The organism is Magnetococcales bacterium (assembly GCA_015228935.1).
Lineage (GTDB): Bacteria > Pseudomonadota > Magnetococcia > Magnetococcales > DC0425bin3 > HA3dbin3.
This window is the reverse complement of record JADGCO010000013.1, coordinates 25,169-45,823: the sequence shown is the minus strand read 5'-3', so window position 1 is coordinate 45,823 and position 20,655 is coordinate 25,169. Positions and strand designations below refer to the sequence as shown.

15 protein-coding genes are annotated in these 20,655 nt (G+C 56.4%); 13 read left to right on the top strand and 2 right to left on the bottom strand.

Translation table 11 applies throughout. From position 1 onward, the window contains the following. Positions 1-163: 163 nt before the first annotated feature. The 3 genes from HQL65_05565 to HQL65_05555 all read left to right on the top strand — a co-directional run bounded on the left by HQL65_05565 (position 164) and on the right by HQL65_05555 (position 4,320). On the top strand, positions 164-1,780 hold the full coding sequence (locus tag HQL65_05565; GenBank protein ID MBF0135689.1) for a fumarate hydratase: 1,617 nt from the start codon (positions 164-166) through the stop codon (positions 1,778-1,780). Positions 1,781-2,034: 254 nt separating this feature from the next. After that, positions 2,035-3,909: an asparagine synthase (glutamine-hydrolyzing) gene (gene asnB / locus HQL65_05560; GenBank protein ID MBF0135688.1), complete on the top strand. Its 1,875-nt coding sequence runs from the start codon at positions 2,035-2,037 to the stop codon at positions 3,907-3,909. Positions 3,910-3,918: 9 nt separating this feature from the next. Beyond that, complete coding sequence (locus tag HQL65_05555; protein MBF0135687.1) at positions 3,919-4,320, top strand: NusG domain II-containing protein; 402 nt, start codon at positions 3,919-3,921, stop codon at positions 4,318-4,320. Between the two features lie 113 nt (positions 4,321-4,433). Here the strand turns inward: HQL65_05555 and glgC are convergent, their stop codons facing one another. Further along, positions 4,434-5,747: a glucose-1-phosphate adenylyltransferase gene (gene glgC / locus HQL65_05550; GenBank protein MBF0135686.1), complete on the bottom strand. Its 1,314-nt coding sequence runs from the start codon at positions 5,745-5,747 to the stop codon at positions 4,434-4,436. 396 nt (positions 5,748-6,143) lie between these two features. On the opposite strand from glgC, the gene HQL65_05545 reads away from it, so the two are divergent. The 10 genes from HQL65_05545 (at position 6,144) to HQL65_05500 (ending at position 19,274) form a co-directional block, all read left to right on the top strand. After that, positions 6,144-6,518: a hypothetical protein gene (locus HQL65_05545; protein MBF0135685.1), complete on the top strand. Its 375-nt coding sequence runs from the start codon at positions 6,144-6,146 to the stop codon at positions 6,516-6,518. 3 nt (positions 6,519-6,521) lie between these two features. Continuing rightward, positions 6,522-6,944, top strand: coding sequence for a nucleotidyltransferase substrate binding protein (locus HQL65_05540; protein MBF0135684.1), 423 nt, complete (start codon positions 6,522-6,524; stop codon positions 6,942-6,944). Then, the gene (locus HQL65_05535; protein MBF0135683.1) at positions 6,935-7,315 is read left to right on the top strand and encodes a nucleotidyltransferase domain-containing protein; all 381 of its coding nucleotides are present in this window, start codon (positions 6,935-6,937) and stop codon (positions 7,313-7,315) included. Before HQL65_05540 ends, HQL65_05535 begins: the two co-directional genes overlap by 10 nt. Further along, complete coding sequence (locus HQL65_05530) at positions 7,312-8,073, top strand: HNH endonuclease (protein MBF0135682.1); 762 nt, start codon at positions 7,312-7,314, stop codon at positions 8,071-8,073. Before HQL65_05535 ends, HQL65_05530 begins: the two co-directional genes overlap by 4 nt. Then, positions 8,070-8,297, top strand: coding sequence for a hypothetical protein (locus HQL65_05525; protein ID MBF0135681.1), 228 nt, complete (start codon positions 8,070-8,072; stop codon positions 8,295-8,297). The genes HQL65_05530 and HQL65_05525 overlap by 4 nt, the downstream gene beginning before the upstream one ends. Further along, positions 8,294-10,036, top strand: coding sequence for a DUF2326 domain-containing protein (locus HQL65_05520; GenBank protein ID MBF0135680.1), 1,743 nt, complete (start codon positions 8,294-8,296; stop codon positions 10,034-10,036). The genes HQL65_05525 and HQL65_05520 overlap by 4 nt, the downstream gene beginning before the upstream one ends. Before the next feature lie 272 nt (positions 10,037-10,308). Beyond that, positions 10,309-12,510 carry a 1,4-alpha-glucan branching protein GlgB gene (gene glgB, locus HQL65_05515; GenBank protein MBF0135679.1) on the top strand — a complete coding sequence of 734 codons (2,202 nt, stop codon included), beginning with the start codon at positions 10,309-10,311 and terminating at the stop codon, positions 12,508-12,510. A 67-nt stretch (positions 12,511-12,577) separates the two neighbouring features. Continuing rightward, entirely contained in the window at positions 12,578-16,990 is a 4,413-nt protein-coding gene (gene glgX / locus HQL65_05510) for a glycogen debranching protein GlgX (protein MBF0135678.1), read from the top strand. A gap of 268 nt (positions 16,991-17,258) precedes the next feature. Next, a complete protein-coding gene (locus tag HQL65_05505; GenBank protein MBF0135677.1) occupies positions 17,259-17,552 on the top strand; it encodes a DUF2934 domain-containing protein in 294 nt (97 codons plus the stop codon). A gap of 18 nt (positions 17,553-17,570) precedes the next feature. After that, the gene (locus tag HQL65_05500; protein MBF0135676.1) at positions 17,571-19,274 is read left to right on the top strand and encodes a hypothetical protein; all 1,704 of its coding nucleotides are present in this window, start codon (positions 17,571-17,573) and stop codon (positions 19,272-19,274) included. Here the strand turns inward: HQL65_05500 and HQL65_05495 are convergent. Continuing rightward, positions 19,213-20,613: a glutamate--cysteine ligase gene (locus HQL65_05495; GenBank protein MBF0135675.1), complete on the bottom strand. Its 1,401-nt coding sequence runs from the start codon at positions 20,611-20,613 to the stop codon at positions 19,213-19,215. The genes HQL65_05500 and HQL65_05495 overlap by 62 nt on opposite strands. Positions 20,614-20,655: the final 42 nt, after the last annotated feature.

The following is a 20,655-nucleotide window of genomic DNA, read 5'->3' as shown; positions in this document are numbered from 1 at the left end:
GGGTTGGTAAAGTTGCGCCGGTATGCGCATTCTTAACAATATATTAACATGATCCTTTCCGTAAATCCTTGGTACCATGCGATTCAGGGTGGCGCGGGCGTGGCATGACGGTTACTCTGTCGGCGACTGGTTTCCCATCGTTTCAGAGAAGGAGATACCCATTATGCCGGAATTTGATTATACAGAATTGTTGGATATCGGCGCAGATACCACTCCGTACCGTTTGTTGACTCGCGAGCATGTCGGCAAGGCCTCATTTCAGGGCAAGGATATGTTGCTGGTCGATCTACAGGGCTTGGCTCTGTTGGCCAGCGAGGCCATGCGGGATGTGTCCCATCTGTTGCGTCCCGGTCATCTGCAACAATTGCGGAACATCATCGATGACCCGGATGCCTCGGCCAATGATCGCTATGTAGCCATGGAATTGCTCAAAAATGCCAATATAGCCGCCGGCATGGTCCTCCCCAGTTGTCAGGATACGGGAACAGCCACCGTGGTGGCCAAAAAAGGGCAACAGGTCTGGACCGGAGGAGGGGACAAAAAAGCCATCTCCCGGGGAATCTTCAAGGTCTATACCGAAACCAATCTGCGCTATTCCCAGGTGGCCCCTCTGACTGTCTATGAAGAAAAAAATACCGGGACCAATCTGCCGGCCCAGATTGATATCGAAGCGGTGGAGGGGGATTACTACAAATTTTTGTTCATCGCCAAGGGGGGTGGCTCAGCCAACAAGACATTCCTGTTCCAGCAAACCAAGGCCCTGCTGAATCCTGCGACCCTCAAGGCCTTTTTACGGGAAAAAATTCTTGGGTTGGGAACCTCGGCCTGTCCTCCCTATCACCTGGGGATTGTGATCGGCGGTACGTCACCTGATCTGGCCTTGAAAACCGTCAAACTTGCTTCGGCACGCTATCTGGACGGGTTGCCGACCACCGGCAATGCTCTGGGACGGGGCTTCCGGGATCTGCAACTGGAGGCGGAGGTCTTGGAGATTACCCGGGAGATTGGCCTGGGTGCGCAGTTTGGCGGCAAATATTTTGCCCACGACGTGCGCGTGATCCGTTTGCCGCGCCACGGGGCTTCCTGCCCGGTCGCCATCGGGGTTTCCTGCTCGGCGGATCGCAATGTGCTGGGCAAGATCAACAGCGAAGGCATCTGGCTGGAAGAGTTGGAACGGGATCCGGCCCGTTTTCTGCCCGAGATCAAGACCGATGCCTTGGCGGGTGATGTGGTGCAACTGGACTTGAACCGTCCCATGGCGGAGATTCGCCAGACCCTTTCCCGTTACCCGATTCGCACCCGGGTGATGTTGACCGGTCCCATCGTGGTGGCCCGGGATATTGCCCATGCCAAAATCCAGGAACGTCTGGATCGGGGTGAAGGGATGCCGGACTATTTCCGCAATCACATCGTCTACTATGCCGGGCCGGCCAAGACTCCCCAGGGGTATGCCTCGGGTTCCTTCGGTCCCACGACCGCCGGACGCATGGACAGTTATGTGGATCGTTTCCAGGCGGCAGGAGGCTCCTTTGTCATGCTGGCCAAGGGAAATCGCAGCCTGCAAGTCACGGAAGCCTGCAAGAAACATGGTGGATTTTATCTGGGATCCATTGGCGGTGCCGCCGCACAACTGGCCCAGGAGTCCATCAAAAAAGTCGAGGTCATCGATTATCCGGAACTGGGCATGGAAGCGGTCTACCGCATCGAAGTCAAGGATTTCCCGGCGTTTATCATCGTTGACGACAAAGGCAACAACTTCTTTGCCGAACTTGGTCTTTGATTTGCTTCAAGTCAGCCAGGTCGGATCGTGCGACAGTGGGCTGAATCCGGCGGGTAAGGGTCGGATCATGCAACAGAGGGCTGAATCCGGCATGTAAAGGCAGGAGACTGGAAGGTTCAAGGTTGGCTGCGGGCTTGGTACTGCCGGGGGAAATTTGGAACAGTCGCAGACATGGGTGACCCGGGGGGTGAAAGTGCCCCCCGGGCCAGGTACGCGGGGATTTGCAGTTTTTTTTTGGAATTAAAGCAACGTGCATGTGTGGAATTGTCGCACTCTATTCTTACGCTGTGGATGCACTTTCTCCGTCCATCCAGGAGTTGCGAGGCATTCGGGATCATATGGCAGTACGTGGCCCGGATGCAGCAGGAGAGTGGTCAGAGCCACGGGGTCGCCTGTTGCTGGGGCATCGGCGACTCTCCATCATTGATCTGGATGTTCGCGCAAATCAGCCCATGCACTCCGCAGATGGACGTTATGTTGTTGTATTTAACGGTGAAATATATAATTATCGTGCCCTGCGCCAGGAATTGGAGCTGAGCGGCTGCGTGTTCAAAACCACTTCCGATACTGAAGTGTTGCTCCACCTTTACGCGCAGCGTGGCCCGGCCATGGTTGAGGCTTTGCGGGGCATGTTTGCCCTGGCCTTGTGGGATGCTGTCGCACAGACCCTGTTTCTGGTTCGGGATCCCCTGGGGATCAAACCGCTCTATTATGCCGATAATGGCAAGATGATCCGTGTCGCATCACAGGTCAAAGCCCTGCTGGCGGGTGGTGGGGTGCCCACAAGCCAGGATCCGGCTGGTGCCGTGGGGTATCTGCTGTTTGGTTCGGTGCCGGAGCCTTTCACCCTGTATCGTCATGTCCAGGCGCTGCCAGCCGGGCATTGGTTGTTGATACGTCCAGGCAAGGTCGATGCACCTCATTCCTATTTTTCCCTGGCCTCACTCTGGTGTGCTGCCGTGGAAGCCAGTGATACCCCTACCAAGGGTGATGTTGGTGCCCTGGTTGCTGATGCGGTGCGGGATTCCATCCAGCACCATCTGGTAGCCGATGTGCCGGTGGGGTGTTTTCTGTCGGCAGGTGTGGATTCCGGGGCACTTTTGGGTGTGGCCCAGGGGTTTGGCCTGAAACTCCAGTCCGTCACCTTGAAATTTGAAGAATTCCAGAACCTCCCGGAAGATGAATCAATTTTGGCGGCGGCAACCGCTCGCTGTTACAACTCCCCGCACTGGGTGCGGACGATCCATCGCGAGGAGTTTCTGGCCGATGTGCCCAAAATTCTGTCCGCCATGGATCAACCCAGCATCGATGGGATCAACACCTGGTTTGTCAGCAAGGCAGCCCGGGAACTGGGTCTCAAGGTGGCCATTTCCGGTCTTGGTGGTGATGAACTGTTTGGGGGATATTCGTCGTTTCGTGATCTGCCCAATTGGGTGCGCTCTTTTTCTCCCCTGGCGCGCATTCCCGGCTTTGGATCCATTGTCCAGCATGTGTTGACGCCCATGCTGCCGGCTGGTTTCAGTCCCAAAATTGCCGGTCTGGTGTTGCATGGCGGCTCCTGGCCAGGGGCCTATCTGTTGCGCCGGGGTCTGTTCATGCCCTGGGAATTGACCGGGCTTTTGGGGGTCGATCTGGCCCGGGAAGGGTTGGAACGCCTGCGTCCCCTGGAAACCATCGGTGCTGCCCTGGTTCCGGAACCCCACTCTCCCTATGCCAGGGTGGCGGTCCTGGAAGGATCCCTGTACATGCGCAACCAATTGTTGCGGGATACGGATTGGGCCAGCATGGCCCACTCCCTGGAAGTACGGGTGCCGCTGGTCGATGTCGAGTTGATCCGTCGCCTGGCTCCCCTGTTGCTCAAAGGGTTGGGTTCTTCCGGCAAACGTCTCCTGGCCACCGCGCCCCATCCCCCTTTGCCGGATGCCATCGTCAATAAATCCAAAACCGGATTCATGGTTCCCTTTGCCGCCTGGATGCAGGAAATGCTCCCCGAGTATCGCCGGCTGCGGCACAAAAAACGGTTGTTCCGGGGGGGGCATTGGTCGCGACGCTGGGCTGTCCGGGTGGGGCGCTCCATGGGAATTGGTATCCTGGAAGGGAATGTGGTAGGCAATCCCGGCTCCAGTTGAGTTGCCAGTATGCGTTGGGATCGTTTTCCAGGGTTGCTTGGGCGGGTCACCACACCGGGGGATCGTTGGGTCATGGCCGGCACGGCATGCATGATCCTGGGGTTGGGCGTGATCCTGTATGGTCATCCGGGGAGCCGTCTCGAACTGTTCCGGGACAACCGCCTTGAAATGACACTGCCCCTGGATGAACACCGAACCGTGCGGATTGCGGGACGCCTGGGACCGGTCACGGTTGAGATTGTGCAGGGTCAGGCGCGCCTTCGGGAGTATCAAAGTCCACGCATGATTGGAACCCGTACCGGGTGGATTCGCAACTCTGGACAGGTCGCCGCCTGTCTTCCCTGCGGGGTGTTGATCAAGGTGACCGGAGAAGCCGATGCGTCATCCCGGTTTGATGCCATTGCCGAATAATAAATAATAAATGCAAGACTGGGACAAGAGGTCCGGGAGGAAGGGCGGTGCCCTTCCTCCCTTTATTCCGAACTGTTACGGCGCAGGGTTTGGATGCAGTCCGTCCGGGATTGTCATGACTCCGCAGGTGGGGGAGGCGGGACAGCGATGGGTTTCAATCTGTTGATGGCATCCTGGGTGATGAGGGTGATGCCGCGGTCTGTGCGGAAGAAGCGGCGGGTATCCTGTTCGGGATCTTCACCAACCACAAGGCCATCCGGAACCCGACACCCTTGCGCAACGATCACTTTTTTGAGGCGGCAATAGCGTCCGATATCGGTACCGGGCAGGATGATGGAATCTTCGACGATGCCGTAGGAGTTGACCCGGACGTTGCTGAACAGCAGGGAACGGCGCACCGTGGATCCGGAAATGATACAACCGGCGGAGACCAGACTGTCGAGGGCCTGACCACGCCGTTCCTCATTGTCGAAGACAAACTTGGCGGCGGGACGCTGCACCTGATAGGTCCAGATGGGCCAGTTGGAGTCGTAGAGGTTGAGATCCGGGGTGACCGAGGTGAGGTCCATATTGGCTTCCCAGTAGGATTCCAGGGTACCGACATCCCGCCAATAGGGTTCCATCTTGTCCGACTCCCGGACACAACTGCGGCTGAAGCGATGGGCGAGAACCTTGCGCCCCTTGCTGACCATGCTGGGAATGATGTCCTTGCCGAAATCGTGGAAAGAGTCGGGCTTGGTCGCATCCAGGCGGAGTTCCTCGATCAGGGCAGGGGCAGAAAAAATGTAGATCCCCATGCTGGCGAAAGCAAACCCGGGCATGTCGGGGATGGGAGCGGGATTGGCGGGTTTTTCGATGAAGGTGACCATGATATCTTCGGAATCCACACCGACGACCCCGAATGCCGTTGCCTGGTCCAGAGGGACCTCCACACAGGCGACGGAGACATCGGCCCCTTTTTCGAGGTGATCCTGGAGCATTTTGCTGTAGTCCTGCTTGTAGATATGGTCACCGCCCAGGATCAGGACATAATCCGGTTCGTTGGATTCGATCAGGTCCAGGTTCTGGTAGACGGCATCGGCGGTTCCCATGTACCACGATTCGCTTTCCGCCTGCTGTTGGGCGGGCCAGACCTGGATGAATTCATTGAATTCGGCCCGCAGGAATCCCCAACCCATCTGGACATGCTGGATCAGGGTGTGTGACCGGTACTGGGTCATCACGCCGATCCGGCGCAAGCCGGAGTTGACGCAATTGGAAAGGGGAAAATCGATCAGACGAAACTTGCCGGCAAAAGGCACGGCGGGTTTGGCCTCGGCATTGGTCAGGTCCTTGAGGCGGGTCCCGCGACCACCGGCCAGAACCAAGGCCAGGGTTTTTCGCAGGGCCGGGGGCAGGGCCGTTTCGATTTCCTTGCGCTTTCCCATTGAAATCCTCATGTATCGTTAAAGTGTGAGCAGAGCGTTGCGAAGGGCCGTCAGGCTGTCCACAGGCAGCGGAAATTTCCATGCGTCCGTATGGTAACACAAGATTGCGCAGTCGGTAAGACCGTTGTGTGCATTTTTTTACCGGGGGGCACCATGGAGGATTTTCTGGTTGCCTTGCAGCCATGAGCCTTGCCCATGACCGTGTTTGCCTGGCATACATGCACGGTTTGTGGTCCCCTGGTCCGGCATTTGCCGCCTGATGGACAGAGGCTCTGGTGCGCATTCTGGCGTCACAGTATAAATTACTTCCTTTGGTTTTTATGGTAACATGAAGAATCTCCAGACAATCATCGGGATCAGGAGGGCAATCATGGCTCGCAACTTGTGGAGCGGTTTGTGCAATTGCAAAAGAGCCTGGAAAAACACTTCGCCGAAGGAGCCGAGTTGGAGAAACGGATTCGGGAAGGGTTGGGACGGTTGGTGATTCCCCCCATGACAACGGAAGAGAAGACCATGATGCACTCCTACGAAGCGGAAATCGACGTAAAGGGCCGGATTCGGTTGTTGGAACCGGTCCAGTTGCATGGCCCTTGCCGCGCCGTGGTGACGGTGATGGCATCGGTGCCGGATGAGGGAACGGATCGGGCACTGTTGCATTTTGCTGAGAGTTCTCTGTTTCGGGACTGGGAACGGCCAGAGGAGGAAGAAGCATGGGCGCATTTGCAACCGGACAAGTTTAGCGGAAATAATCCTCTGGCGAAGAACGATTGATCCATGATCGACTACGACAAGCTCAAGAAGGCACTCCAACACCTGGAACTGCAATACGCCAACCATCAACGGGTGCCACATCGGCCTGAACTCACGGAGATTGACCGCGAGGGCATTGCGGAGTCGGTGATCCAGCGGTTCGAGACCTGTTACGATACCCTGTGGAAGGATCTCAAGCGTCACATGGTGGAAGTTCTGGGACTGCCGGAGGTTCCCAACAGCCCGAAACCCACCCTCCGGCTGGCGGGGCAGAACGATCTGCTGCCTTCCCCGGTGGAGCAGTGGCTGCAGTACGCCGACGCCCGCATCGGCACCAGCCACGACTACAGCGGCGACAAGGCTGTCCAAGCGCTGGCGGTCATGGAGACGTTCATCGCCGATGCCATCGGTCTTTATCGGACAATGACGGGAACTCCATGGGAATGACCGGCCTGGACATCAAGCCAGAGCAAATGACGACGTTACAGTCGCTGTTACGCCGTTTTCTGCCCGGCGTGACGCTATGGGTCTATGGTTCCCGTGTGAAGGGAACTGCTCGGACCTACTCCGATCTGGATCTGGTGGTCTTCACCTCGCCTGACCAACGTTCCCTGGTCTTGGAACTCAAGGAAGCCCTGGACGAAAGCAACCTTCCATTCCCGGCGGATGTGTTGGTCTGGGATGACCTGCCCGCAAGTTTCCATCGCAATATTGAAGAAAAGTATATGGTGGTGCAGGAGGGAAACGGAAAGGCCTCGGATCAGCATATCCTTATCCGGGTTCGCGACGCCGAAAAAGCGGTGGAGTCGGCACGATGAATAGGCAAAGGAAAGAACTACCACCGGCAGAAATCAAAAAGCTCTATGGTCGTTCCGGCAACCGGTGCGCGTTTGCTGACTGTCGGCGGGAATTGGTGTTGGAGGCGACAGATGCGGATCCCACCAAGCAGATCGGTGAAAGATCCCATATCGTCGGCCACAGTGATGACGGTCCCCGGGGAGATCCCGGCTTTCCTCGAGACCAGTTGGATACCTACGAAAATTCGATCCTGTTATGCCCGGCTTGCCACGCCCAAGTGGATGCACAGTTCAACACTTATACCGTAGACAGGCTCAGAACCATCAAGGCGGATCATGAACGGTGGGTCAAAAAGTCATTGGCGGCGGCCATGCCCAGCGTCGGATTCCCGGAACTGGAGGTTGTTGCCAAAGCTATTGCCTCTCCACCCAGCACCCCAACGGACGATTTCACGATCACCGCTCCTCGGGAGAAGATGGCCAAGAATCGGCTGACCAGCAATGTCGGACAGTTGATCACCATGGGTATGGTCCGGAGTCAGGAGGTGTCTGGTTATTTACAGAACATGTCCACCTTCGACCCGGATTTTCCCGAACGTCTCAAGTCTGGATTCCTGACGGCCTATCAAGGCTTCCAGGCGCAGAACCTGGACGATGACGCCCTGTTTGAAGCCTTGCTGGAGTTTGCCAGTGGCGGCGACATGGCTTTTAAACGACGGGCGGCAGGACTGGCTGTTCTTGTGTATTTGTTTGAAAGCTGCGAGGTGTTCGAGAAATGATTCTCCCCACCAAGCATGTTGACCTGCGACACTCTCTTCTGGGAGCCGGGGCCACCCTGCTGCGGCACATGCAGTCTCCGCAAACGGTCACGGCACTGTGGGAACGGGTGCGCGGCAATCCGGAGGTAAGTGTTTATTGGCGTTTTGTCCTGGCACTGGACTTTCTCTTTGCCATTCAGGCGATTGACTGGGTGGACGGTCTGCTGGTGCGGAGGAAGCCATGATCAAGAGAGTCACATCCAATCACTCCTCGTTTCGAAGCGTTGAGTTTACCAAAGGGTTCAACGTGGTGTTGGCCGATAGGACAAAAGAAGAAACCAGGAAGAACTCCCGGAACGGCCTTGGCAAATCAACTCTGATCGAGATCATTCACTTCTGCCTTGGAGCCAATGCGGACAAGGAAGTTCTGCCCAGAGAACATTTGCCCGATTGGGAATTCTCCCTGGAATTGGCCATTGGCTCACAACAGATGATCGTGACCAGGGGAGTGGAGAACCCGACCAATTTCCTGGTTGCCGATGTTCCATCCAACTGGCCGATCCAACCGACGGTTCGGAAAGGCGTCGAAGCCTTTATCGCCAGGGAATGGACTCTGCTGCTCGGGCATTTTCTGTTCGGATTGCCTTGTGACACTGATGGTGATTCTCTGCGTGGTCCATCCTTTCGCAGCCTGATTTCCTATTTCATTCGTCGTCGCAAAGATGCCTATTCCACCCCATTTGAATCATTCCGAAAACAAACAGCGTTGAATGCCCAAATCAATAATGCCTTTCTCCTTGGACTGGCTTGGGAAGACGCCTCGGAATTTCTGAAAATCAAGGAACGAAGCAGGGATCTGGAATCCATCAGAACCGCCATCAAGGCAGGAGTATTGGATGGCTTCGCTGGAAAGCTCGGTGATTTGGAAACTCGTCAAGTCCGATTGAAGGATCTGGTCACAAAAGAACAAGCGGATCTGGAGTCGTTCAAAGTTCATCCTCAATATGAGCAGATCCAGACCGACGCCAACAGATTGACCGGAGAAATTCATTCACTGGTGAATGCCAACATCGTTGATCGAAAAATGCTCGAACTGTACAAGCAGAATTTGTCCGAGGAGCAACCACCACCAACAGATTCTCTGGATCGGATCTATCAGGATGCGGGCATATCCCTGCCGACGACAGCGCTGCGCAGAATCGAGGATGTCCGCCACTTCCACGCAACGATCATTTCCAATCGGCACGCCTTCCTGGCTGAAGAGGTGGAACGCATCAAAAGCGCCATATCAAATCGAGAAACCCTGATTCGGAAAAAAACCGAGGAAAACGCCGCATTCATGGCGATCTTGAAAACCCATGGCGCATTGGAGGCATATACGCAGCTGCAACGACGCCATCTGGATATGGTGAACGAGTTGAACGCGGTCACCTCGATGATCGAAAATCACCGGGCTTTTGAATCGGGGATGAGCGAGGCCAAGATTGCCCAAGAACGTTTGCATCAGAAAGCCAGACGGGATCTTGATGAGCGAAGAGCCATCCGGGAAAGGGCCATCAGTCTGTTCAACGAATATTCGCAGCATTTGTACTCGGCTCCCGGAAATCTGGTCGTTGACGTTGGATCCAATGGGTTCAGGTTTGATGTTGAGATTGAACGTTCGGGAAGCGGCGGCGTCGATAATATGAAGATCTTCTGCTACGACCTGATGCTTGCCCGTCTGTGGGCGGAACAATCAGTTTCTCCTCGGGTTCTGATCCATGACAGCATGATTTTTGATGGCGTTGATGAACGTCAACGCGCCCGCGCTCTTGAATTGGCAGCTCAAGAATCGGAAGCGCATGGTTTTCAATACATCTGTACCCTCAATAGCGACATGACCCCAGAGAAGGAGTTATCGCCAGGATTCAGTTTGTCGAATTTCATCCGGCTGCGTCTGACGGATGAAGATGTGAAAGGCTCCTTGCTGGGAGTACGGTTCTGATGTCATTCCTGTCCGAATCCCAGGTCGAGGCGATCCTGCTCGACAGCCTTGCATCCCTGCACTTTGAACCTTTTTGACATATTGTGACCCGGGAACGGAGCGGATGCACAAGAAGCCTTGAATCCGGGCAATAATTCGGGAATCCTAAAGAATCAGGACACGGAACCAGTGCGTTGCAGGGAGCCGGGACGCCGAATCCACGGGATTTGTTGGAGACACTGCCTCACGATGCCTGCTTTCGATTCTCCAATCAGGATGGTGCAAAGCCGACGATGAGCCAGATTGATGCCCACATTGAAGCTGTGGTGACGGGGCGATGCAGTGAACCGTTCAGTGTTCTTGGTCTGCATCGGGTCCACGACGGTACCTGGTGGGTCAGCGCCTTTCAGCCGGGAGCCTTGACCATAACCGTATTTGACTGGCGGACACGCAAGGTATGTGGGTCCCTGGTCCAGCGTCATGAGGCCGGTTTTTTTTCCGGACAGGTGGATACCGACGCGCCGTTTCCCTATCGTCTGCGGATTCAGTTTCCGCACGAAACCATCGATCTGGATGATCCCTACCGGTATCCACCCTGCCTTGGCGATCTGGATATCCACCTGATCAGCGAGGGGTCACACCTGGAACTGTACAACGTTCTGGGAGCGCATCCCCGCGAGATGGAAGGCGTTGCCGGGGTTCTCTTTGCCGTCTGGGCACCCGGGGCACAACGGGTGAGTGTGGTCGGGACCTTCAACCAGTGGGATGGTCGCCGCCATGTCATGCGCCGCCGGAAAGAGTGTGGTGTCTGGGAACTGTTCGTGCCCGGTCTGGTCGCCGGAGAACTCTACAAATACGAAATCATCGGCGGCAATGGCACCCTCCTGCCCCTGAAAACCGATCCCCTGGCCTTCGCCATGGAACAGTTGCCAGGTACGGCCTCCATCGTGTGTCCCGAGGATCGTTATGAATGGCATGACAGCGCATGGATGGCCAATCGTGCCACCCGCAATGCCCCGATGTCCATCTATGAAGTCCATCTGGGGTCCTGGAAACGCAAACCCGAAGAGGGGTTCCGTTATCTGACCTATCGGGAACTGGCCGACGATCTGATCCCCTATGTCAAAAAAATGGGCTTTACGCACATTGAATTGCTGCCCATCAGCGAATATCCGTTTGATGGTTCCTGGGGATATCAACCGATTGGCATGTATGCACCCACGAGCCGCTTTGGAACCCCGGATGATTACCGCCATCTGGTGGATCGCTGCCATCAGGCCGGCATCGGCGTCCTGATGGATTGGGTCCCGGGCCATTTTCCCACCGATCCCAACGGACTGGGCAACTTTGATGGCACCTGTCTCTACGAACACATGGATCCACGCCAGGGCAAACATCAGGACTGGAATACCCTGATCTACAACTACGGACGCCGGGAAGTCCCCAATTATCTGATCGCCAATGCCCTCTATTGGGTCAACCGCTTCCATATCGATGGTCTGCGCGTGGATGCCGTGGCCTCCATGCTCTATCTGGATTACAGCCGGCGGCCAGGGGAGTGGATCCCCAACAAATACGGCGGCAATGAAAATCTGGAAGCCATCGATTTTCTCCGCCGACTCAACATTCTGGTCTACGAAAAAGGCAACGGGGCCATCACCATCGCCGAAGAGTCCACCGCCTACCCCATGGTGTCCCATCCGGTCTATCAGGGCGGGCTGGGCTTCGGGTATAAATGGAACATGGGGTGGATGCATGATACCCTGTTGTACATGTCCAAGGATCCGGTCTATCGCCGTTACCACCATGAACGCTTGACCTTCGGCCTGCTTTACGCTTTCAGCGAAAATTTCATCCTCTCCCTGTCCCACGATGAAGTGGTCCACGGCAAAGGGTCGCTGCTCGGTAAAATGTCCGGAGATCGCTGGCAAAAGTTTGCCAATCTGCGGGCCTACTATGCCTTCATGTGGACCTATCCGGGCAAGAAACACCTGTTCATGGGCGGCGAGTTTGCCCAGGATCGCGAATGGAACCACGATGTCAGCCTGGATTGGCACCTGTTGTCCGATCCGTTCCATACCGGGGTGCAAAACCTGATACGCGACCTGAATATCCTTTACAAATCAAGCCAGCCCATGTACCTCCGTGACGGTGAACCGGGCGGCTTCGAGTGGATCGACTGCCATGATATCGAACAGAGCATCATTTCCTTCTTGCGCCGGGGAGAAAAACCCCGGGATGTCACCATAACAGTCTGCAACTTTACGCCTGTGGTACGGGACCGTTACCGGATTGGGGTTCCCGTCGAAGGGTGGTATCGTGAACTGGTCAACACCGACGCCATCGATTATGGTGGCAGCGGCGTTGGCAACGATGGTTGGGTTCAGGCCACGCCTGATCCCTGGCATGGTCGGGCCTGGTCCGTGGCACTGCGGTTGCCGCCTCTGGGTGCCCTGATCCTGCGACCGGATATCCGTGTTGAAGCAAAAACATGAAACTGATTTTGACCATGAACTTCCGGGGAGTGGTTTCTGACCGGTCCCGTGGGGGGGAGAGAAAAACGTGAGCCAATGGAAGTTGCGTGTCTGGCCAGGTCAGCCATACCCGTTGGGAGCGACCTGGGATGGCAAGGGAGTCAATTTTTCCCTGTTTTCCATCAATGCCGAAAAAGTGGAACTCTGCCTGTTCGATTCCAGCGGCATGCGGGAAACAGAGCGAATACTTCTGACCGAATACAGCGATCAGGCGTGGCACTGCTACCTGCCGGATGTACGCCCTGGCCAACTGTATGGTTATCGGGTGTACGGTCCCTATACCCCGGAAACCGGCCATCGCTTCAATCATCACAAGCTGCTTCTGGATCCCTATGCCCGGTCCATGCAGGGCACGACCCGCTGGAATGAAGCCCTGTTCGGGTTCCGCCATGGTGACCCGGAAGAGGATCTCTCCTTCGATGACCGGGACAGCGCCCCCTTTGTTCCCAAGTGTCGGGTCATCGATCCGGCCTTCTCCTGGGGAGAAAACAGCCGCCCCCGTGCCCACTGGCTTGACACGATCATCTACGAGCTGCACGTCCGGGGCATGACCAAACGCCATATGGACGTGCCTGAACGGATGCGGGGAACCTACGCAGGTCTGACGGTTCCCGCCGTGGTGCGCCATCTGCGGGACCTGGGTGTCACCGCCGTCGAACTCCTTCCCGTCCAGGCCTTTTTCGACGAATGGCACCTGGTCAAGAAAAAATTGACCAACTATTGGGGCTACAGTCCCATCGGCTATTTCGCCCCCCATCCCCGCTATGCCACCCCCGGCCAGGAGGTGGAAGAGTTCAAAACCATGGTGCGGGTCCTGCACGATGCCGGGATCGAGGTGATCCTGGATGTGGTCTACAACCACACCGCCGAAGGGAGCCAGATGGGGCCGACCATCAGTTTCCGGGGCATCGACAACGCCGTCTACTATCGCCTGGAACCGGGCGGCAAACGCTATTTCCAGAATTACACCGGCTGCGGCAATACCCTGAATCTGCATCATCCGCGTGTCTTGCAACTGGTGATGGACTCGTTGCGTTACTGGGTCGAAGAGATGCAGGTCGATGGTTTCCGGTTCGATCTGGCACCCACCCTGGCCCGCCGGGGCGATGGCCGCTTCGATGCCGACTCCGGCTTTTTCAAGGCCATGCTCCAGGATCCGGTCCTCTCCAAGGTCAAATTGATCGCCGAATCCTGGGATCTGGGCCAGGATGGACATCAGGTGGGCGGGTTCCCACCCGGATGGTCCGAATGGAATGATCGCTTCCGGGACGGTGTGCGCCGCTATTGGAAAGGGGATGGGGGCATGGTCGGCAATCTGGCCTCCCGCCTGACCGGCTCCAGCGATGCCTTCAAACATGCCGGACGCCGCCCCTGGGCCAGCCTCAATTTCATCACCGCCCATGACGGTTTCACCCTCCGGGATCTGGTCTCCTGCAACCAGAAGAACAATCTGGACAATCTCGAAGAAAATCGCGATGGTACCGATAATAATCTGAGTTGGAATCACGGTGAGGAAGGACCCAGCAACGATCCGGCCATACGCCAGTTGCGCCTGCGCCAGATGCGTAATTTCCTGGCCACCCTCTTTCTCTCCCAGGGAACCCCCATGATGGTGGCGGGTGACGAGTTTGGCCGCTCCCAGAAATGCAACAATAATGCTTATTGTCAGGACAACGAAATCAGTTGGATCGACTGGGAAGGCATCACCCCGGAAGACCGCGAGCTGCAAACTTTCGTGCAGCGGGTCATAGCCCTGCGCAAGCAACATCGGGTCTTCCGGCGCAACCGGTACCTGACCGGTGGCAACATTCCTGGTACCAACATCCGGGATATCGTCTGGTTGCGTCCCGATGGCCGGGAAATGGTTCAGGCGGATTGGGAAAATCATGCCAACAAAGCCCTGGGAATGATGATCAGCGGTGTGGCCGGGGATTGTGATCGTTCCCCGTGCGGCGAAGTCCAGGGCGATGATTCCTACCTGGTCATCTGCAATGCCGACGGTGCCGAAGTGACCTGGACCCTGCCCGCCACCCAGATCGACGAAGAGTGGCAGGTCCAGATCGACACCAGTCAGGGCAATGGTCTGAGTCACGGCCAACGTTTTACCTCCGCAAGCGATTATCGCCTCAACTCCCGCACTCTGGCCGTCCTGGAACGGGTCAAACGGTCCGTGGAAATGGCCCCGGTGCATGGCGGGATCGTGCCGCTTGCCGACGCCGCCGATGATCTGGAACAACTCAACAAACTGGCCGAAGAGGCGGGTTTGGAACCCGGTTACTGGACGCTGTATGGCGATTGGCGGGCCATTCCGTTCCAGACCATGCGCTCCTTTCTGCGGGCCATGGGTCTGCCGGCTGAAAACCGGGAACAGATCGTGGCCAGTCGCCGCCAACTGGCCGAAGAGCCCTGGCGACGGGGCCTGGAACCCGTGGTGGTCGTGCATGGCGTCGGCAAACCAGTGATTGTTGCCCTGGTGGTGCGGGCTGACAAGATTGAACAAAATATTGAATGGGTCCTGGTCGAAGAGAATGGAACCCTCCATTCCGGAAAGTGTCTCCCGCAAAACCTCCCCCTGGTGGCGGAACGCACGCTGGAAGGTCATGGTTTGCAGCAACGGCATTTGACGCTGCCGCCCCAGCTCAATCTGCCTTTGGGGTATCACCGGCTGGAAATGCAGGGCGGTGGTCTCGTGAACGGTCTGGCCAAAATGGCCGTCATCATCGTTCCGCAAAAGTGTTACCTGCCGAAAACCTTGCAGGGCAAAGACCGGCGCACCTGGGGCTTCAGTCCGCAACTGTTTGCCTTGCGCTCACAACGCAACTGGGGGATCGGCGATTTTACGGACCTGCGCAATCTGGTCGAGGCCACGGCCCGCCAGGGGGGAGGCATCATCGGCCTCAACCCCCTCCATGCCCTTTTCCCCAACCATCCAGATCGCTACAGCCCCTATTCACCCAACAGCCGCGCCTTCCTGAATCCCATCTACATCGATCCGGAAGCCATACCGGAGTTGGAGCAATCCCCCGCCGCCCGTAAAATACTCGACAAAGCCTCCACCAAATCCGAAATCACCCGTCTGCGCAAAGCCGATATGGTGGATTATCCAGGTGTGGCAAGGATCAAGGGAGAGGTTCTCCGGGAACTGTACGCCACCTTCCGCAAACAACACCTGAAGGAGGGCAAAAATTCCCCGAGTGAACGGGGCAAGGCCTTCCGCTCCTTCCAGGCAGATCGCGGCGATGCTTTGCGCCATCTGGCCCTGTTCAATGTCCTGGATGACCATTTTTCGAAGGGAGAGAAGGGTGTCCACTCCTGGAATCAGTGGCCCATTCCCTATCGACGTCCCGATTCACCGGAGGTGATCCGGTTTGCCGCCGACAATGTCGAAGCGGTCGAGTATTACCAATATCTGTACTGGATCGCCGATGAACAATTGGGGACCGTGAATCAGCAGGCCAAAGAACGAGGCATGGCCGTGGGACTCTATGCCGACATTGCCCTGGGCGTGGAGGTCAATGGTGCCGATTTCTGGGCCAACCAGGACAAATATCTCGGCTCGGCCCGCATCGGTGCCCCACCCGATGAATTCAATCCCAAGGGCCAGGATTGGGGTCTGCCCCCCTACAACCCCCGCATGGCCCGTATCGAAGGATACCAGACGTTTGCCAAGACCCTGCGGGCCACCATGCAGAGGGCCGGGGCCGTGCGGTTGGACCATGTCATGAGTCTGACGCGCCTCTTCTGGGTCCCGGAAGGCGGCACCGCCGCCGACGGGGGGTATGTGCGCTATCCTTTCGAGGATCTTCTGGGTATCGTCAACCTGGAAAGCCAACGCAATCAGTGCCTGGTCATCGGCGAAGCCCTGGGAACCGTCCCGGATGGTTTTCGGGAACGTCTCGGTGAGGCCGGTATTCTCTCCTATCGGCTCTTCTATTTTGAACGGGATGGTCAGGGCAACTTTCTGGATCCAGCGGCTTACAATGACCTCTCCCTGGTGGCTGTCACCACCCATGACCTGCCCACTTTCGCCGGTTTCTGGGAGGGGGTTGATCTGGAAGAAAAACAGCGCCTCGACATTTATCCCACCCAGGCCCTGGCCGACCGGGTGCGTGCCGAACGGACCCTGGATCGCCAGCGTCTGCTCCAATCCCTGGCCAAACGCAAACTGGAAACACCTCCGTCCCCTGCCGAAGGTGGCCTGCCCCCCTGGTCGCCGGAACTGGCCCGGGCGGTCTATAAATTCATGGCCCAAACCCCAGGCAAGCTCCTCATGGTCCAGTTGGAGGATCTCGTCGGCCAGCGCCACCAGGTCAATATGCCCGGCACGGTCAATGAACATCCCAATTGGCAACGCAAAATTTCCGTGGATCTGGAACAATTGTTCGATGATCCACGCTTCCTGGCCATGGTCACCATGCTGGCCAAAGAGAGACCGGTCTGAAAAGAAAATCTTTTTGTATCTATTCAGAACCATTGCAAAAAAAGGGTCTGATAAGAAAGACTTTGTTGGGGCTCCGCCCCAAACCCCGCCAGGAGGAAGGGCACAGCCCTTCCTCCTGGACCTCCATCCCAGTTTTTCAAACGTTTTTTTTGGGGAAGCTGAATAGTTACATCTTTTTTTCAAAGGGCTATTGGCAAGGAATTTGCTTAAACAGGAGGCAGACTCAAATATCGAGACGGTTTCGATCCATTGTACAGGGGGGTTGCCGATGAACAAACTCAGTCGTGAAGAGCGGATTCGTCAAAAGGCGCATGATCTGTGGGAACAGTCGGGTCGTCCCGATGGCCAGGGTGAGAAACATTGGTTTCAGGCCACCCAAATGGTCGATCAGGAGATGAAAGCCGAACAATCCGCAGCTCCCGATCCCATCCCGGAGAGTGGAACCAAAAAGAAAGCAACACGAACCCGCAAAAAAGCCGCTGACACCGAAACGGCGTCTGGTGCTGAGGTCGAGACGAAACCCAAGAAATGCAAACGGGTTACCAAAAAAAAGGATGCGTAGCACGGATTTGATGGTGGCATGTTGCGATTGATCTGGCATGACCAACTGGATTCCATTGCCATTGAAGTCGATGGCCAACGGTATGAAGAGTCCCCGGAACCCTATCTTGCCTGGGGAAGGGATATCACCGTCCTTCTGAGTGGTACCAGGGAGGTTTGCCAGAAATTTACCTTTGATGGAGTCAATTTTTGGCAATTCATGCCGTCTTATCTGTTTCCTCTCTATTATTTGTCTCTGCGCGTCGATCATATTGCCCGTCGGGAAGGGTTGACCATCCCGGTCCGCGAGTTTATTGCCGAGGCCGTGCGGGTCGGTGCCTTTCCGTGTGCCATGACGTCGCCGTGGCGTGATGATGTCAAATTCATTCTGAAGTTTTTTTACTTTAAAATCACGAAATGGCTGACAAGAAAATCCGGTTCCCGGGGGGATGTTTGTCTGGTGACCATTCCTCGCCATTTTCGTCGTGGTCAGGATATTGAACTGGGTCCCCTGGAACAGGGTCTGCGCAGGCAAGGTTGGACGCCATTTTATCTGGAAACGCCCTATTACGGTTCCCTGAAAAAACGTTTTGGATTTTTCGATGTCCTGCGCCACAGACAAGGTCGTAGCCAACATGGCGTATTTTTTGAGGATTATGCCACCCTGGCCCATGTGGTCAAGGGTCTATGGCGTCGGCTGCAAACACCTTCTCCGCGACCTGTCACGCTGGCGGGTCTCTCTCCGTTTCTCCAGGAATCCCTGAATCTGTTGATTGCTTATGCCGAAAGGTCCCTGTTGCCTTACGGTGCCCGTTTTTTTCTCGATATTGCCCATCATTTTCTGAAACAACACCAACTTCGGCATATCATCCTGACCTATGAAACAGGGCCTTTTGCCCGGGCAGTCATTCTTGCTGCCTTGGCCCGCTCCATACCCACTCTGGGATTGATCCATGGCTTTGCCCTGTTCAAGCCTAACTATGAGTATGCGGTGTATGGGCAAAATCCCTATTCCACGCTTGGATTCACGACCCCTTTGTTGACCGGCGTGTATGGACGTCAGCAGATGGCAGCATTCCTCGAAGACAGCGGTTACCAGGCTGAACATCTCCGGATTGTGGGCAATTGGAAAGTGTTCCTCCCCTCGGCAGAGACCGGTCATGCCCCAGCCTTGCGCTATCCGATCACCTATTTTGATTCCTTCATGAAGAAACAGATTGTTCGTCAGATGCAGGAAGCCGCCGGGTTGTTGAAGATCGACCGGGGGGATTTTTACTATCGCCCCCATCCGTCGCAGGATTTGCAGGAGAGTATCGCCATATGGGTGGAACACGGCTTTCTGGCCGCAAATGTCCTGCCGGCATCCGAATATGCATTGAATGACGTGATCATCCAGACCGGAATCTGCATCCACGATTTTTCAACAACAATTCTCGAAGCAGCAACTTTTGGCCGTCAGATTCTCTATTCCACATCAAGTATTATTGGCAATCATCTGGATCTTCCGGAAAAAAATCGCTTTCATGCCACATCGGATCTCGTTGAAAAAATGCGTGCCATCCAGAGTGGCCAGGACGATTATCGTATCGATAGAGGTCCCTATTACGAGGTGCTTGGTGCCGAATCCGTGCAACGGGTGCTGGACCTGGTGGCACATCAGGTGGCGGGAAAGTTGGGAGATTCTACTGCTTCCGGCACCGGGCATAGAAGGATTCAAACTCCTCTTCCCGAAACAGCGGATTGAGTGATTGTCCCCAACGGGTGCGGTAGGCTTTCAGGAGTTTTTCCGCCGGGGTGATGCCGCTTTCCGCGACGCGAAACAGGGGTTGCAGGTAGATGGATTCGTCGCAGCCGTCGGCATTTTTGACGGCCTGCCGGTTCAGGCTGGCCCGGACAGTCTCCAGGATGGCCATGGCCAGATCCTTCAGGGTACGGTGACCGGGAATGGGCGTGCGCAGACCGAGACGTGGGGTTTGGGCATGAATGGCGGCCCGTTCTTCAAGGGTCCAGTCTGCAACCCGTTCCCAGGCTTCGGCCATGGCCTGGTCATCGTAGAGAACCCCTTTCCAGAAGGCGGGGAGGGCAGAGAGATTGGCGGAGTTGCCGGCGTCCGCCCCCCGGGTTTCCAGAAAATGTTTGAGGCGGACATCCGGAAAGAGCGTGGTCAGATGGAGGTTCCAATCGGCGACTGTGGGATACTGGCCCGGCAGGGTGGGCAGACGACCGGCCAGAAACTCCCGAAAGGGTGCCGCGCCGGCATCCTGATAGTGCCCGTCCCGGTAATAAAAAAACATGGGAACATCGAGGGCATAGTCAACATACTTCTGGAAACCGAATCCGTTGGCGAACACCCAGGGCAGAAATCCACACCGGTCGGGATCGGTATGGCGCCAGATTTCCGACCGGTAGGAGAGGAAGCCGTTGGGACGCCCATCGGTAAAGGGAGAGTTGGCAAACAGAGCCGTGACCAGCGGTTGCAGGGCCAGGGCCAGACGAAACTTGCCCACCATGTCCGCCTCGCTGCCAAAATCCAGATTGGCCTGGACGGTGGCGGTACGGGTCATCATGTCGAGACCCAGGTTTCCCCGGGTGGGGAGGTAGGCGCGCATGAAGCGATAGCGTTCTTTGGGCATCCAGGGAATGTCATCGCGCCGACACCTGGGTTGCGCACCCACACCGACAAAAGCGACCTCCAGGTCCTGGCACACCTCGCCCAACTGGTCCAGATGGGTGTTGATCTCGGCCTGGGTCTGGTGAATGTTTTCCTGGGGGGCACCGGAGAGTTCGAGTTGGCCGCCCGGTTCCAGGGTGATGGAGGCCTGCCCCTGGAGCAGGGCAATGGGATTGCCGTTTTCATGCACCGGGTGCCAGCCAAACCGTGCGGCCATTTTCTCCAGGATGGTCCGGATACCTCTGGGGCCTTCATAGGGAATGGGGACCATATCCTTGCGTTGGAAACCGAATTTTTCATGTTCCGTGCCGATGCGCCATTGGGAGCGGGGTTTGCAGCCGGCTTCCATATAGGCGATCAAATCTTGCACACTGGTGACGGGTTGCTGGTCTGTGGAGACGATGGTGGACATCAAAACACGTCCATTTCCAAAAGCAGAGGGTTGAGAATCGAT